Here is a 16136-nt window from a genome sequence, read left to right on the forward strand (position 1 = left end):
CCTCGTTCCTCCATAATTCCGCCCTAATTCAGCCTGACGTTGATTGTCCTCGGCGACTGCTTCGTCATCTTGAGCACCCCCTTGTGCGGGTACTCGACGTTAACGTCGAGCTTGTAGGTCTTCTTGCCCCCGTCCTCCGTTATACCGGAGCCGTCCACGTATAATTCTATATCCTTACTGTTGAGTTTGTTAATTATGCTGTAGGGGCCTTCGAACGCGATCTCCGTCTCTACGTTGCCCTCCGTTTCATAATCTAGATTGCCGAAATTGACGAAGTTGATGTCGAGGTTGTTAAACTCCTTTTCGAGGATGGTTTCCTTGAGGCCCACCGTGACGCGCGCTGTATTCCGCCCGAGTATGTTAACGAGAGAGTAGGGGGTCCTGAGGGGTATTTCGACCGAAAAACTCGACTTTTCCCCTTCGAGGGATATGAGGTCGCCGCCGATATCCTTGATCTTCTCAAGAAGGGACGAGGGGCCGCTTATCCTGACCCGGGCCGGGGAGACCTCGGGCTCTCCCACGATTTCGTACCCCGTGTCCGGGGGGCCGATTTTAGGAGTGACCGCGACTTCCTTCTGCGCGAGCTTGTCGAGCTCTATCCTGATCTCGGACGGGCTGACGCCCGTTACCTGTACGTCCCTCGGGGGGATTATCATGTCGGTCCTTATTTCGAAGATGGACGCCCCCTCGCTCACGTTGGACAGATCTATCGTAAACACCATGTCGTCCGGAGAAACGGACGAGAGCTGGCTCCTCGGCCCGCGCGCGCGGATGTTGAGCTTTTCAGGAGGGTTGTTCAGGACGACGAGCCCCGGCGGGAGATTCGTATAATTTATGTCTATCGCAACGTTCTTTTCGACGTCGTGCTGGAGATTGGCCACGAGCCATAACGATATGGCGATGAGAAGGGCGAGCACCTTCTTGCCCCAGTCTTTATATATGGGTTCCCTTTCGCGGTCGCCCGCGCCGTAGGCCTCTCTTTTTTTTATCCAGCGTTTCATGGAGTGCTTAAAGGTTCTTGTCCTCGCCCTCCTCCTTGTGAATGAGCCTGTTTACGAGCCCGGATTTTTTCGCCGTAGGCCTCTTTATGTCGAGTGCGTCCATAAGCCTGTTGTGGAGCGAAGTCGCGTCGAGGCCGCGGGTTATTTCGCCGCCTATGGCGAGGGATATATTGCCCGTTTCCTCGGAGACTACTATGACGACGGCGTCAGTCTCGGACGAGAGCCCGAGCGCCGCCCTGTGCCGCGTGCCGAGCTCCCTTTCGAGGTCGGGGTCGGTCGTCAGCGGGAAGAACGAGCCCGCCGAGATTATCCTGTTCCCGACTATTATGATCCCGCCGTCGTGAAGCGGCGACGAGGGGTTGAATATGCTGATTATGAGCTCTCTCGAAACGAGCGCGTCCACCCTCATCCCTATTTCGATGTAGTCCGAAAGGGTCTGGTTGCGCTCTATGGCCATGAGTGCGCCTATGTACCTGTTGGCGAGGTAGCTCGAGGCCTTGACCACTTCTTCGAGGTATTGCTCTTTAGATTTCACGGGTGACATCTTCAGCAGAAACGGCCGACGTCCGAGGGCGGCGAGCCCCCTCCGAATGTCGTTCTGGAATATGATAACGACTATGAGGATTATCGAGCCCAGGAACTGCCCGAGTATCCAGTTGAGCGTAAAGAGCCCGCGCTGGGAGACGTAGTAGAGGACGACGAGGAGAACGAAGCCGAAGAGCACCTGGAGCGCCCTCGTCCCCTCGAGCATGCGGAGCACGTAGTAGATGATGAACGCCACGAGCAGTATGTCGAGCGTGTCCCACACGTACCTGTAATTTAATATAGCGTCGAACATCTTTTATTCCCGGCGGCGGCTTCCTCTCCTCGAGCCTCGCGCCCGGGTCGCCTCTGCGGATTTAATTTACATTCTTAACTGCGTCGGCCATCAGCACAATCTTTTTCATGCAGCCTACGTCGTGCACCCTCACTATGGAAGCCCCGTTCATTATCCCTATGGCGACCGTGGCGGCCGTGCCCTCGAGCCTGTTTCCGGAAGGGTCTTCCGTGACCGCCCCGATGAAGGACTTGTGCGACGTGCCGATGAGAATGGGCCTTCCGAGCTCGCGGAACCTCGCCAGCTCCTTAAGGAGCGTAAGGTTCTGTGCGGCTGTCTTTCCGAACCCGAACCCGGGATCGACGATGATATTCTCTTCCGGGACGCCGGCGGCGGTGGCCTTCCGGATCGATTCATCGAGGGATCTTATTATGTCGTCTACGAGGGATACGTATCCCGTTTTTTCCTGCATGTCGCGCGGGCGTGAGGACGTGTGCATGAGGACCATCGCCGCCCCGTATTCGGCGGCGGCCCCGGCCACGCCCGCGCCGAACTTGAGCCCGCTTATGTCGTTTACAATGGAGGCCCCTTCGGCGAGCGCCGCCCGGGCGACCCCGGGCTTGGTCGTGTCTATGGAGAGCGGGGTGTCGAGCCGCTTCCGTATCCCGCGTATCACGGGCACGACCCGCGCCAGCTCTTCTTCCTCGGAGACCCCTTCGGAGCCGGGCCTCGTCGATTCCCCGCCGATGTCTATGATGTCGGCCCCTTCCTCGGCCATCCTCTCGGCGCGCCTGAGGGCGGCGTCCGTCGAACTGTATTTACCGCCGTCGTGAAAGGAGTCGGGGGTTACGTTGAGGACCCCCATTATAAGTGTCCGTTCGCCAAGGGGCAGGGCTTTCCCGCGGAGTGAAAGAAGATTATGAGATTTTTTGGGTAAGCTTCCGTCGTTATTTGAAACTGTGTCGATAGGAGTGCTGGTTCCTGAATGTGTTCTCAGCATAAGAGTCCGGATTCCGGCCGATGTGGCGCGTGTTCGAGATACAGGGGAACTCCGCGCCCGGAACGCTTCATTCAAAAAATTATACGCTATTATAAAACGGACGGTTACCGCCCGGCAAAATTCAAGATTCGTTCGAGTTGCTGTTCCTGAGCGCGACGGAGCCTTCGGACCCTGTCGGCTTTTCCCAGGAGGGCGAAAAATCCTTCGACTTGTAGCTCTTGACGAGCTCGTCGAGCTCCTTCCCGTCGATAACTTCCTTTTCGAGCAGAAGCTCCGCGAGCTTGTGGAGGAGCTCTATCGAGTCTTCGAGAAGGGCTTTCGTCTTCGCATAGTTGTTCTTGATGATGGTTTTTATCTCGCTGTCTATTTCGATGGCCGTCTCTTCGCTGTAGTCCTTGGGCCTCGAAATCTCCTTGCCGAGGAATATCTGCTCTTCACCCTTTCCGAACGTTATCGGTCCGACCTTCTCGCTCATTCCCCATTCGCAGACCATCCTGCGGGCGATCTCGGTGACACGCTCGAGGTCGTTCCCGGCGCCGCTCGTCCTTTCGCCGAAGACTATCTCCTCGGCGGCGCGCCCGCCCAGAAGCACCATTATCGTGGCGTTCAGGCTAGTGCGGGACAGCGTGTACTTGTCCTCTATCGGGAGCTGCTGCGTTACACCGAGCGCCATCCCCCTCGGGATGATAGTGACCTTGTGTATCGGGTCGGTGTTGGGGGTGAGCTTGGCCACGAGGGCGTGCCCGGCCTCGTGGTAGGCCGTTATTTTCTTTTCGGCGTCGCTGATTATGAGGCTCTTCCTTTCGACGCCCATTATTACCTTGTCCTTGGCGTATTCGAAGTCGTCCATGGATATGCGGGGCCTTCCGAACCGGGCCGCGTGGAGCGCAGCCTCGTTTACGAGGTTTTCGAGATCCGCCCCCGAAAAACCCGGCGTCGAGCGCGCGATGACCGGAAGGTTGACCGATTCGTCGAGAGGCGTGTTCTTCGCGTGGACCTTCAGGATCTCTTCCCTCCCCCTTACGTCGGGCCTCGGCACTACTACCTGCCTGTCGAACCTTCCGGGGCGGAGGAGAGCGGGGTCCAGAACGTCGGGGCGGTTCGTGGCCGCCATGACTATGATGCCTTCGTTCGATTCGAACCCGTCCATTTCGACGAGGAGCTGGTTCAGCGTCTGCTCCCTTTCGTCGTGTCCGCCGCCGAGCCCCGCACCGCGGTGACGCCCCACGGCGTCGAGCTCGTCGACGAATATGATGCAGGGCGCGTGGCGCTTGGCCTGGACGAAGAGGTCCCTTACGCGGGAAGCGCCGACGCCGACGAACATCTCGACGAAGTCGCTGCCGCTGATGATGAAGAACGGAACGCCCGCTTCGCCCGCTATGGCCTTGGCGAGAAGCGTCTTACCCGTCCCCGGAGGGCCCACGAGGAGTATGCCCTTGGGTATCCTGCCGCCGAGCTTGGTGAACTTTTTCGGGCTCTTGAGGAATTCGACTATCTCCTGGACTTCTTCCTTGGCCTCGTCGATTCCGGCCACGTCCTTGAACGTTATCTTGTTCTGGTTTTCGGTTAGCATGCGTGCGCGGTTCTTGCCGAAGGACATCGCCTTCGTCCCGCCCGCCTGGAGCTGGCGCATGAAGATGACCATTATGACGATGAGGAGCACGAGAGGGGCCCAGTTGAGAAGCATGTGCGTGAGCGAGCCCTCGTTGTTTGCGTCGAACTTGAACGTGATCCCTTTCTCGTTGAGTGTCTTTATAAGGTCTTCGCTCGCAGGCCCGACGGTTTTGAATCCGTCGGCCGTCTGCTCACCCGCAGGGTTCGTGAATTTCCCCTTGATTTCCTCACCCTTGAATTCGAGGTTCTTTACCTCTCCTTTTTCGACGCTCGCGAGAAAATCGCTGTAGGGGATTTCCTGTACGTTAGTCCTGGGGGTATGCACCAATTGGTAAAGCGCTATAATCGCTACAAATATGACCAACCATAGCACCAAATTTTTGAATAGCTGGCTGTTCACTCGTACCTCAGTTTAGTTGAAATTGATTGCAGAATTATACTAAAGTATGTTAGCACATGAAGGCAGTGTTTTCAACTAAGATTCCGTAATTATGAAGCATGATTACATTATATAAAGGGTTGATTTTCACGTCACCCGAAAAGCCCCGTGCTGAGATATCTTTCCCCCGTGTCGCAGAACATGGTCACTACCTGTTTTCCCTTGCCGAGCCTCCCGGCAAGCATGAGCGCCCCGGCGCACGCCGCGCCGGAGGATATTCCGACCAGGAGGCCCTCGCGTTTCGCGAGCTCTCTCGTGAGCCTCCGGGCCTCTTCGGTGCTGACTCTTATTACTTCGTCGTAGATACTCCTGTCTAGCGTCGCCGGGATGAAGCCGTGGCCGATCCCCACGATATCGTGCGCTCCGGGCTCGCCCCCCGAAAGTATGGGCGACTCCTCGGGCTCGACAGCGGCGATTATAACGTCCGGGTTCTCTTTTTTTAATGCCTCTCCGACGCCTGTTACCGTGCCCCCCGTGCCTACGCCGGCAACGAACGCGTCTATGACGCCCGGCACCTGCTCCATAATCTCGGGCCCCGTGTGGAGCCTGTGGGTCTCGGGGTTTTCCCGGTTCGCGAAGTGGTGGGGTATGAAAGCGCCCGGGATTTCGGCCGCTACCTCCTCGGCCCTTACGAGCGAGTCTTCCATCTGGCCCGCCGGAACGAGGACGACCTCGGCCCCGTATGCCGAGAGGGTCTGTCTCCTTTCGAGGCTCATGTCGTCGGGGGCCGTGAGTACGAGCCTGTATCCCTTCACCGCGCACACGAGCGCGAGCCCTATGCCGGTGTTGCCCGTCGTGGCCTCTACTATTACGCTCCGTCCGGGCTCGATGAGCCCCTCTTCCTCGGCCTTGTTCAGCATGGCGAGCGAAATACGCTCCTTCATGCTCCCGGCCGGGTTCAGGCTCTCGAGCTTGGCCCATATGTCGGCCGAGCCTTCGGGCACGACGTTCCTCAGCCTTACGACGGGCGTACTCCCAATGAGGGATAGTATGTTATCTACTACCAGATTCCCTATTTTTCCATCTCCCCGGGATGTGTATTTGCCTGGAAGTTCTGTTTCCGGCGCTGCCTTGTAGTCAAGCTCCATATTATCTAACCGTCTAAAAAATCAGGTCGGATATCTCGGTGAAAGCAGCGCTGTTTTTCTGGCGGATTGTTGTCAATATCTGCTTTATGGGCTCCCAGGCGGCTTCGGGTTTCCTGATCTCGTTCTTCAGCTTGAGCAAAAGGCCCTTGAGCTCCTGGTCTTCCATTTTCCTTATGTACGAATCCAGCGTTTCTTCTTCCATTTTATTAGCTTATCGAATATTAGTCCAGTTTGAAAATCATGTTTAATTAATGTTTACGGCTCAGGTATAATTATCCTCAATTATTAAAAAGTCAATCTGTAAGCCGCCTCCAGGGGGATGAGCCTGGCCAATGGCTAAAAAAAAGAAAGTAAAATTTAAAACAAAGCGCACAAAAAGCAAGCTCCTTGCCTTCCTGTTCCTGAGCTTTTTCATACTGCTCACGGCGGCGGCGCTCGTTATCTACGGGGGCTACCTCTACTACACGCGCGACCTCCCGGACTTCAGGGCGGTGACCGGTTACAAGCCCAAGCTCATAACCGAGGTCTATTCGTCCGACGGCACGCTCATCGCCGAGTTCGCCGCCGAGCGGAGGAAGCTCATCGCCTACGAGGACATCCCGCCCCAGGTTATAGAGGCGTTCATCGCTATCGAGGACAGGCGCTTTTTCGAGCACGAGGGCGTCGATATAAAAAGCATCCTCGGCGCCGTGTTCGAGAACATCCAGGAGGGCGACTGGGTGAGGGGCGCGAGCACCATAACCCAGCAGGTCATAAAGAACATCATCCTCACGCCCGAAAGGACGATGACCCGAAAGATAAAGGAGGCGATACTCGCCCACAGGATAGAAAACAACCTTTCGAAGCAGGAAATACTTTACCTGTACCTTAACCACATATACCTCGCCGACGGGAACTACGGCATCGAGGCCGCGAGCAGGTCTTATTTCGGCAAGCCCGCCCGCGACATGACGCTCGCCGAGGCCGCTCTCCTCGCGGGGCTCCCGAAAAAGCCCGAGTATTTCTCGCCGCGAAAGCACCTCGACAGGGCAATAGAAAGGCAGAAGCTCGTCCTCAGCAAGATGGAGGAGGCGGGGTTCATCACGAGGGACGAGCGGTTCGACGCGCTCGACCGGGGGATAAAGATAGTCCCCAAACAGAGGATCAATAACGACATAGCGCCTTATTTCGTAGAGCACGTGAGGAGATACCTCCAGGACAAGGTCGGCGTAAAGGACTTTATAAACGGCGGGTACACGGTATTCACGACCCTCGACATAGACCTTAACCTCGAAGCGCAGTGGGCTTTGAGGAGGGGGATACTCGACGTCGAAGCGCGGCACGGGAGGAAGGTGGTGTCGAGGAGCCTCGGAAGCGCGGGCGAGATAAGGAAGTTCAGGGACAAGCAGGGCATAAAGGGCGTTCAGACGGGCGAGGTGTACGAGGCCGTCGTCACGAGGGTGGTTAACGTCGACGACCCCGGGCCCGCCAGGAAATCCAAAAAAGACGATAAGCCGGCGAAGGAAGAGACGGCGAGGCCCGTATACAACGCGCGCCTCGGCATAGGCGACGTCGAAGGCAGGCTTATCTTCGCCGTGAGCTCGCCTTACGGAAAGGCCGTGCCCGGATTCGATACGACCTATTCGAAGAAGTACGCCCCGGCGGGCGGATACGACGGCGTCAGCCTCTCGCCCGTGGAGCTCAAGGTCGGGGACGTCGTGAAGGTCCTCGCGAAAGAGACGCCGGACGGCGGGTTCGATTATTCGCTCGCGATAGAGCCGATAACGCAGGGCGCTCTTATCTCCATGGAATCGACGGGGAAGATAAGGGCTATGGCCGGCGGATACGATTTCGATCAGTCGCAGTTTAACCGCACCATGCAGGCTCTAAGGCAGCCGGGCTCGTCGTTTAAGCCCATGATATATTCGGCGGCGCTCGACAAGGGATACACGGAAACGTCGATACTATACGACATGCCGGTCGTCGTTAAGGACTGGGCTCCCCAGAACTACGACGGCTCGTTCGACGGGCCGATGCTCCTCAGAAAGGCGCTGGCCAAGTCCCGTAACCTCGCCACTATCAGGCTGATAATGGACATCGATCCGAAGTACGCCGCCAAGTACGCGAAGAACTTCGGGTTTGTCTCGAAGCTGAATCCCTATCCCTCGCTCGCGCTTGGCGGGTCGGAAGTGAGGGTCGTCGAGATGGCCAGGGCCTTTAACGTGTTCGCGAGCGGGGGGAAGCTCGTCGAGCCCCAGTTCATACTCCGCATATACGACAGGAACGGAATAATAATAGAGGACAATACCGGCGGGAAATTCCTCTCCAGGGAAGAGGCGCTCAAGGTCGAGAGGGAGAACGCGCGGCTCGAGGTTCTCAACGAAATCGCCCGGAAGGCGGGACGCGGCAGCGTCGAGACGCCCGAGTATATAAAGGAAGAGGAGCTCACGCGTAAGACCGCGCCCGAGCCGGACAAGTACGCTTTCCTCTCGCCGGACGAATTCCTCGAGCTTATAAAAAGCGGGGCCGCGGACTTCACCTCACCAGGAAACGCCAAACAGACGCTCAGCCCCGAAACGGCCTTTATAATGACCGATCTTCTCCAGGCCGTGGTCAGCGAAGGGACGGGCAGGAGGGCGCTCAAGCTCACGTCGCTCGCGCCACTTGCGGGCAAGACGGGCACGACGAACGACTTCACCGACGCCTGGTTCGTCGGGTTCAGCCCGAGGATCACGACGGCGGTGTGGGTAGGAAGGGACGACCACAAGCCGCTCGGTAAAAAAGAGTCGGGCTCGTTGGCGGCTCTCCCGATATGGATAGATTATATGGAGGACGCGCTCGCCAAATACCCGGGCGGCTCCTTCAAGCAGCCGTCGGGAATAAAGGTCGTAAGCACCCCTTACGGCAGCATCCCCTACAGCCTGGATTCTCTCAGGCACAACGTCATAGATTCCATACGCGACAGCGTCATGATAAACGGGCAGGAGATGATAAAGAGCCCCGAGGGCATCTACTACCCGGCCGATTACGAGAAAGGAAAGAGCGAGTCCGAAACCGAAATCGACTTCCTCATGAGGAACTAATCCAGGCTCACGAGTCCGAGTATCCCGGCGAATTTTTTGTCGCCGATCCCATTTACTTCTATGAGCTCCGAAACCGACGTGAAGCCGCCGTTTTCTTCCCTGTAGGAGATTATACGTCCGGCGAGCTCTTCGCCTATGCCCGGAAGTGCCGCGAGGTCGGAAGGCCCGGCGGAGTTGAGGCCTATCGGTACGCCGAGGGATATGCTCCTCGCGCCGCTTATCCTTCCGTAGCCTGCCGGCGAGCCGTCCGCCAGCACTACTTTAACGCCGCTTTTTATCTCTTTTTCAATGCCGTATTCAGCGCGGAATTCGCTGATTTCGGAAGGGCCCTTGAGGACGTGAACTACTGCGGAGCCCTGGTCTTCGACCTCGACGTAAATATTGCCCGGCGACTTAATTCCACGGACAGGGTAGGGGGCGTCTCCCCCGTAAACCGAGGCTACGTAATAAACGAGGCTGAGGAGTGCGAGATATAAGATGGAATTTCGTCCGCCGCGGCGGCGATTCGTTTTGCCCGGCATTCTGTCTCCTGCGGCGGTTAGAATAGCCCCTTGACGAGCCCGCCGTCTACCTGGATGCTCGTCCCGGTGATGTAGCTCGCACGCTCGGATGCCAGGAACACGGCGAGGTTCGCGAGCTCCTCGGGCCTGCCGATCCTTCCGACGGGGATGTCGCTCCCCATCGATTCGAGGGCCTCCCGGGCCGTCTTGCCTTCCTTCCCGGCGCGTATGGACGCGAGCTGAATTATCCTGTCCGTGAGTATTCTCCCCGGACAGATGTTGTTGACAGTTATGTTGTACCGGGCGAATTCCTTCGACAGCGATTTGGCGAGCCCGGTGACCCCGGCGCGGACGGTGTTCGACAGGATGAGGCCGTCTATGGGCTCCTTTACGGCGACGGACGTGATGTTTATGATGCGGCCCCAGTTGTTGTTTTTCATGACGGGGAGCACTTCGCGCGAGAACGTTACCGTGCTGAAGAGGTTGAGCTCTACGGCCTTCCGCCAGTCGTCGAGCGAGAAATCCAGGAAGCCCCCCACGGGAGGGCCGCCGGCGTTGTTGACGAGTATGTCAACCGTGGAGTATTTATCGAGGGCGCCGGAGACTACCTTGTGTATGTCGGCGGTTTGGGAGACGTCGGCCGGTATGGCGAGGACCTCGGCCGATGTCTCATCCCTGATTTCGCGGGCCGTCTCTTCGAGCTCGTCCTCGCGGCGGGCGCATATCGTGAGCCTCGCGCCTTCGCGGGCGAGGCCGAATGCTATCGCCCGGCCCAGCCCCTTGCTGGACGCCGCCACAATAGCCACTTTATCTTTTAATTGTAAGTCCATTAGATTACATTATAAATATTGGCCGCTTGCGACTTTAATATTTTACTTTAACTTTTAAAAACAGGGGCAGGGCGAGTCAACTGGGCCTTCAGGCGCTCTTTGCCTTCGTCTTGGCCTTTGCCGTGTCCTTCTTTATCGAGTCTACCGTTGACGCCCCGGATACGGCCGCGGCTTCGGACGGGAGGCCCGTCGCCGGTTTCGTGTCCTTGGTCTCGGCTCCGTCTTTTGACGGCGTGCCCAGGTCATTCGCGTGGGGCGGGATGCCGGGCCCCTTGGCGTAGTCGGTGGAATACCATCCGGTGCCCTGAAGCTGGAACGACGAGAGTGAAATCAGCTTTTCGAGCTTGCCCCCCTTGCAGTGCTTGCATTTCTTTAAAGGCGGATCGTTAAACCCTTGAAGAGCCTCGGTTATTTTACCGCATTTCTTGCACTCGTACTCATATATCGGCATACCAGTGACCTCTTAACGATTATTCGGTTTTTGGTTTAATATAAATATTTCGTGCGATATTTCAAGGTGAGGAGTAGCTTCCGGATATTGATATCGGTATATACGGTTGCATTTTGCGGCGGCATTATTTTATGGCCTGCGGTGTATTTCAGTCTGTGACGGCAACGGCAAATCCGGCTTCGACCCAACACCAATGCTCGTTCTACAGCGCTTGTTCAGCTTTGTAATGGGCATGGATTTAAGAGGACGAGCGGAGCAGGCAACTTTGCCAATGGGTTCTCCTAAATAGAGTAAGGAATAGCCCGGACCGTTTTTCATTCCTGGAAATAGACAAGACCCGTGTCACAACGGGGCTGTAGAGACCGCCTTTGTTAAGTTTACATAATATACATTATCGGACGTTGAACCTGTGGCTGCCTGTGGCTATGGCGGCCTGCGGAAATTCCCGGTTCCGAAGGCCGGGTACTCTCAATCCTCATCCGTGGCATTATGACGGGGTATCCTTCATTCCCTAAGTGATACGATGTTTAAAGATTCGCCCAGCGTTTGCCGTGCAAGCTCGACGAGATGCGCATGATGGGTGAAGAAAAGCACCTGCGTCTTTCGCGACAGCGCGCCGAGGAGCTTCAGCCCGGCCGCCGAGCGCATGTCGTCGAAGTTGATGAAGAGATCGTCTGCGACGAACGGGAGCGCGTTCGACCTTTCGAGGTAATCTTCTATGGCGGCTATACGAAGCGCCAGGTAAAGCTGGTCGGCCGTGCCGTCGCTCATTCCCGGGATCCCGACCCTTTCTCCGCCCGGCCTGAGCCCGATGATCTGAACCCTGTCGCGCTCGTCGATCTCGGTGTCGAGGCCGCCGAACGAGCCGTTCGTAAGCGCTGCGAAATGCCCGGACGCGCGGCTTATCATCGGGTCCTGGTTTTCCTTCCTGTACCGCTCTATGGCCCATTCGAGCATCGTCGCGGCCGAGCGTATTCTGACGTAACGCTCCGTGATGTGCGCCATTTCGGCGATCGCGGATTCCTTCCGGGCCGCGGCTTCGGCGGCGCGGTCGTCGCCGCCGACGGCTTCGAATTCGTTTTTTCTGCGGGACAGCTCCCCTGCGGCCTCCTTGATATTTTCGTCAAGTGAATTCCTGCGCTCCTCCAGCTCTTCGATAAGGTTCCTGACGCTGGCGATGTCCGCCTCGCGGCATTCTTTTACGAGCTCTTCGAGCGTGAGCCCGTCGCCGTCCCGGACGAGCCTGTCCGTGAGGCTCCGCTTTTCGTTTTCGAGCTCCCTCAACCTGTCGGATTTCAGTATAGCCTCTCTTAGTCGGACCGTGTCGTCCACCCGGGCCGACTTCTGAAGGAAGTTTATAGTTTCATGCGCCGCCGCGGCAGAGTCTCCCGCCTCTTTTATTTTTCGTTCGAGCCGGGCTATGTCTTTTTCCCTTTCCTTCCTCCGCTCGTCCGTGCGTTTCGCTTCTGTAAGACGGCGCTCGAGCTCGATCACGGCGTTCTCTGTATCTTTCTCACCGGCGAGATCTTTCGCGGCGGTATCCACGAATTTTTTCACGTCCTGCGCCAGGTTCTCGATGTCGCGTTTAATCTTTTCGATGCGCTGGTGACGGAGCTCGTTTATCCTGACTGCCTTTTCCCTCATCTCTTCTATGGCGTCGAGCCTGGACGCAGCCTCGGCCGCGCCGGCGCTTTCGGTAAGACCGAGCGCCGTGACCGCTTCCTTCCATTTCGCTTCCCAGTGCGTCGCTTCTTCCTCCGCCGATTTAAGGTCGCGCTGCTTACGCTCGGCCTCGGCCTTCATTTCCCTGAGCCTGTTTTCGAGCCCCTTTCTCTTGACCGCGTCTTCCCGGAGGTTCGCGACGACATCGGCCGCCGCTTCTATAACGACGCCAAGAGGCTTGCCTTCGAGCGTTCCCGTATCGACGCCGAGCCGCGAAAGCTCGCCGAGTACGAGGGCCTTCGTCTCCGCTTCTTTTTTCCGGAGCGCCTCGAGCCTGCGCTCGGCCGCCTCGCGCTCCTCCGTGAGCCTCGTCATTTCGTTTCTGTCGTCGAGCCACACGAGCATCGACTCCGGCGGCAACGGCTCGAAAGGCGCTCCTTCCCACATCTTCTTCCACGCCTCATCGAGGGCCCCGGATTCGGCGGTGAGCGCCCTCTCCTCTTCGCGGAGTCTTTCGAGCTCCTTTTCCCTGTCGTCGATATGCCCCGATATCGTGGCTATCTCGGCGGTCGACTGCGCGTTATCGAAGCGGCGGTCGGCTATTCTGTCGGCCTCCGAGACGGCCTCTTCGTACGCCGAGGGGATATCCCTCCGCTCGCCCGTGAAGGCGGTTATTTCGGCCTCCGGCACCGGGCCGCCGTCTACGTAGTACCGCTTCACGAGCTCCCACCCGGCGTCCCTTCGCGCGCGGGCCTCTGCCAGCTCCCCGGGCGAGACGGCGTTTCCTTCCCCGGCGAGCCGGTCGCGGACGCTCTTGTACTGCCCGATATCCCGCTCCGTACTCCTTATATTATCGGCGCACTCCTTGATCCTGCGGTCGAGGGCGTTCCTGTCGTTCTGGTGTTTTAATACAGCTTCGCGCGGAGGTGCGGGAATCGTCGAAACGTCCGTATCTCCGGCAGGTGGATTGAGGGACTTCAGACGGCGCTCGACGGCATCGCTCGCGGCGCTGAGCTCCAGCTCCGCCGCCTGGATCCGAGAGGCCGTATCGCCGCCCGCCCGAGCTGCCTTTACGACGGCTTCGAGGCTCGACGCGTCCCGGGGCTCGCCAATGCCGGCTATTTCGCGGGCCATGCCGGCGGCCTGCGATTCGGCCTCTTCGAGAGCCTTTTTCGCGCCGGAGACCGTAGCGAGCGTTTCTACGTGGTGTTGTCGCAGGTCTCTTGCGGCATTGATTTTAGATCTCGCAGGCAAACGGTTTATAAGCTCCTCGACGTTTCCACCGTCCCATCCTGCCTCGCCGGCTAGCCTCCTGAAATCGGCTTCTTCAATGGCTAACTCTTCCTCGCGTTTGGGGAGATCGTCCTTCTCATTTCTCACCTCTATCCGGCGGTCGCGGAACGACAGAATTATGTTCTCACAGAGGAGGAGCTGCTCGTCGAATTTCATCCCTTCGAGCTCGGCCCCGGCTTCCTTTACCTGGAGCTCGAAAGCCTCCGTCAGTCGTGACGACTTTTCGAGCTCGCGTTCCGCTTTGTCGAAACGTTCGAGTGCGTCCCCGGGGAGCTTTATGACGCCGCGGAAGTTTGTAATCTCCCTTTCGGTATCGAGGAGCTTCGCCGCGTCGGCGTAAACACGGCGGATTCTGTTCAGCTTCGTAAGCTCGTGCGATATCTTTTTTCTCTCTTCGTCGAGCCCGGTGCAGCTCTTTCGGGCCTCGTCGTATGCCCGCCTCAGCTCCTCCCACCTGGCCGCCGTGACCGTATGCTCGCGTACGGCCCTCTCGGCTTCCTCGAGCCGCGCCTGGGCCCGGTAGTATTCCCTGTGCGCCGCCCTTCTCGGGCCCCAGAGGGAATCGGCGTCGGCCTTCAATTCCTCCAGCTTTTTCCTGAGCCCCGAAAGTCCCGTGCCGGCGGAGAAGAGCACTTGTCCCGCTTCGTTTTGAGAGTCCAGGATTTCTCTCCCGCCTTCGCGGAGCCGCCTGTGATCGAGGCTGAACATCCGCCTGAAAAATTCCTCGTCCGCCCCGCCGAGGTAAGGCGCGAGGGCCCCCTCCCCTCCCCTTACGGGAACCTCCTTCGGCGTGAGCAGCGTGTCCTTGTTGCCCTTCCGTCTTCGTACTTCGAGCCGCTCGGAGCCGTTTTCGAGCACCGCCCCTATCCGCATGTCTTTATAGTCGTGAATGAAGTTGTAGGGCGAGCTCTTGTCGATTCCGAAAAGGAGGTTTTCTATGGCGAGGAGCGCCGTCGATTTCCCGGCCTCGTTCGGGCCGAACAGTATGTGGATGTCCGTATCTCCGTGAGGGAGATCGATGGCCTTGCCGGTGAAGCAGCCGAAACCTATGAGGTCGAGTCGCCGTATGCGCATGGCTCAGTCTTTCCTCGCCTTGAGTAGTGCGCTCAGGTATTCGCGTGCGTGCTCCGCGAGCGCGGAATAGTCGGCCCCGAGGGCGGCGCTCAAAACGGTGTCGTCCACGCTGTTTCTGAGGTCGGACGGGAGCTTCGATATCATATCGCCGAGATCGGTCCTGAGGAGCTTGTGGAGGTCGGTGTCCGCCGCGGCGGCGCCCAGTATGTCGTGGAGGCCGCCGGGGATTTCCCCGGCGTCCGCGTCCTCGCCGCGAAGGGGCTCGGTGGATACGACGACGCGCTCTATCCACGCCGCCTCCTCGCCGAACCCGTGCGCCACGGCGCGCGCCTCGGCCAGGATGTGCTCCCCGGATACGAGGAGGCTCTCGTGTATCGCCGCCGCGCCGCCTAGCTCGATGCGGCACGCGAGCATGCGGCCGTCGGCCCGGCTGTTTATCGCTTCCTCTATCGCGCTCCTCACGCACTCTACGGCGTCGGACATCCGCTCGCAGCCCTCGACGTTCACCCTCAAAATCTCCCAGCGTACGACGTCCGTCCGGAGCGGCTCGAAGGATATGATTTCGTTATCCTCGACGGTTATAAGACGCCCGCCCTTGGGGCCCGTCTCGCGTATGTGACGTCCCTGGATATTGCCGGGGAACACTATGTGGGGCCTTTCGTGGACCACGCTCCCCTGGTGCACGTGGCCGAGCGCCCAGTAGTCGTACCCCCGGGCGACGAGCTCGCCGACGGCGCACGGCGCGTAGTTTTCGTGCCCGCCCATGCCCCCCATTCCCGTATGCAGAACGCCGATGTTAAACGCCCCGGGGACGGGGTCGGGGTAAAGGGCTGCGAGGTTCTCCCTGACGTCCCGCGTGTGGTAACCCTGTCCGTGGAGGGCCGCGCCTATATCTTCGAGCCTGAACGTCTCCGGCTTTTTCGCCGAAAATACTTTCACGTTATCGGGAAGCGTCAGCCGCCTCGTAATCCGGCTTTCGGCGTCGTGGTTGCCGTAGAGAATGAACGCCTGGATTCCCGCACCGGCGAGGCGGCCCATCTGGGCCACGAAGAAGAGGCCCGTCCGGTAATCCCTCCAGTCGCCGTCGTACAGGTCGCCCGCTATGACGACGAAGTCCACCTCTCTTTCCACGGCCTCGGTGACGAGGTTGGCAAAAGCCTTCCGCGTCGCCGTGCGTATGCGCTCGACCGCCGCGCCTTCCATCCCTTCGAGCCCCCTCAGCGGGCTGTCCAGGTGAATGTCGGCTGTGTGTATAAAGCTGAATGACGCCAAGTGGCTTACGTCTCCGCAGGTTCAGAAGTTCGT

General features: G+C 58.5%; 12 protein-coding genes. 1 reads left to right on the top strand and 11 read right to left on the bottom strand.

The features are described from left to right. Positions 1 to 23: 23 nt before the first annotated feature. The 6 genes from PKC29_02320 to PKC29_02345 form a co-directional block, all read right to left on the bottom strand. Positions 24 to 1001, bottom strand: a complete 978-nt coding sequence (locus tag PKC29_02320) for a CdaR family protein (protein HML94245.1) — start codon at positions 999 to 1001, stop codon at positions 24 to 26. Positions 1002 to 1008: 7 nt separating this feature from the next. Beyond that, positions 1009 to 1839 (bottom strand): diadenylate cyclase CdaA, encoded by an 831-nt coding sequence (cdaA, locus tag PKC29_02325; protein ID HML94246.1) that lies wholly within the window; start codon positions 1837 to 1839, stop codon positions 1009 to 1011. Between the two features lie 61 nt (positions 1840 to 1900). Beyond that, a complete protein-coding gene (gene folP, locus PKC29_02330; GenBank protein ID HML94247.1) occupies positions 1901 to 2683 on the bottom strand; it encodes a dihydropteroate synthase in 783 nt (260 codons plus the stop codon). Positions 2684 to 2939: 256 nt separating this feature from the next. Further along, complete coding sequence (gene ftsH / locus PKC29_02335) at positions 2940 to 4832, bottom strand: ATP-dependent zinc metalloprotease FtsH (protein HML94248.1); 1893 nt, start codon at positions 4830 to 4832, stop codon at positions 2940 to 2942. A 131-nt stretch (positions 4833 to 4963) separates the two neighbouring features. Beyond that, positions 4964 to 5959, bottom strand: coding sequence for a cysteine synthase A (cysK, locus tag PKC29_02340; protein HML94249.1), 996 nt, complete (start codon positions 5957 to 5959; stop codon positions 4964 to 4966). Positions 5960 to 5972: 13 nt separating this feature from the next. After that, positions 5973 to 6161, bottom strand: coding sequence for a hypothetical protein (locus PKC29_02345; GenBank protein ID HML94250.1), 189 nt, complete (start codon positions 6159 to 6161; stop codon positions 5973 to 5975). Positions 6162 to 6291: 130 nt separating this feature from the next. On the opposite strand from PKC29_02345, the gene PKC29_02350 reads away from it, so the two are divergent. Then, on the top strand, positions 6292 to 9021 hold the full coding sequence (locus PKC29_02350; protein ID HML94251.1) for a PBP1A family penicillin-binding protein: 2730 nt from the start codon (positions 6292 to 6294) through the stop codon (positions 9019 to 9021). Here PKC29_02350 and PKC29_02355 read toward each other — a convergent pair. The 5 genes from PKC29_02355 to PKC29_02375 all read right to left on the bottom strand — a co-directional run bounded on the left by PKC29_02355 (position 9018) and on the right by PKC29_02375 (position 16103). Beyond that, positions 9018 to 9542: a helix-hairpin-helix domain-containing protein gene (locus PKC29_02355; GenBank protein ID HML94252.1), complete on the bottom strand. Its 525-nt coding sequence runs from the start codon at positions 9540 to 9542 to the stop codon at positions 9018 to 9020. The genes PKC29_02350 and PKC29_02355 overlap by 4 nt on opposite strands. 17 nt (positions 9543 to 9559) lie before the next feature. Continuing rightward, positions 9560 to 10351, bottom strand: a complete 792-nt coding sequence (locus PKC29_02360) for an SDR family oxidoreductase (GenBank protein HML94253.1) — start codon at positions 10349 to 10351, stop codon at positions 9560 to 9562. Positions 10352 to 10439: 88 nt separating this feature from the next. After that, entirely contained in the window at positions 10440 to 10802 is a 363-nt protein-coding gene (locus tag PKC29_02365; GenBank protein ID HML94254.1) for a zinc ribbon domain-containing protein, read from the bottom strand. A 504-nt stretch (positions 10803 to 11306) separates the two neighbouring features. Next, the gene (locus PKC29_02370) at positions 11307 to 14831 is read right to left on the bottom strand and encodes an AAA family ATPase (protein ID HML94255.1); all 3525 of its coding nucleotides are present in this window, start codon (positions 14829 to 14831) and stop codon (positions 11307 to 11309) included. Positions 14832 to 14834: 3 nt separating this feature from the next. Further along, positions 14835 to 16103 (bottom strand): DNA repair exonuclease, encoded by a 1269-nt coding sequence (locus PKC29_02375; GenBank protein ID HML94256.1) that lies wholly within the window; start codon positions 16101 to 16103, stop codon positions 14835 to 14837. Positions 16104 to 16136: the final 33 nt, after the last annotated feature.

The sequence above is a fragment of the Thermodesulfobacteriota bacterium genome, assembly GCA_035325995.1.
Classification (GTDB): Bacteria; Desulfobacterota_D; UBA1144; order Nemesobacterales; family UBA2774; genus JADLGH01.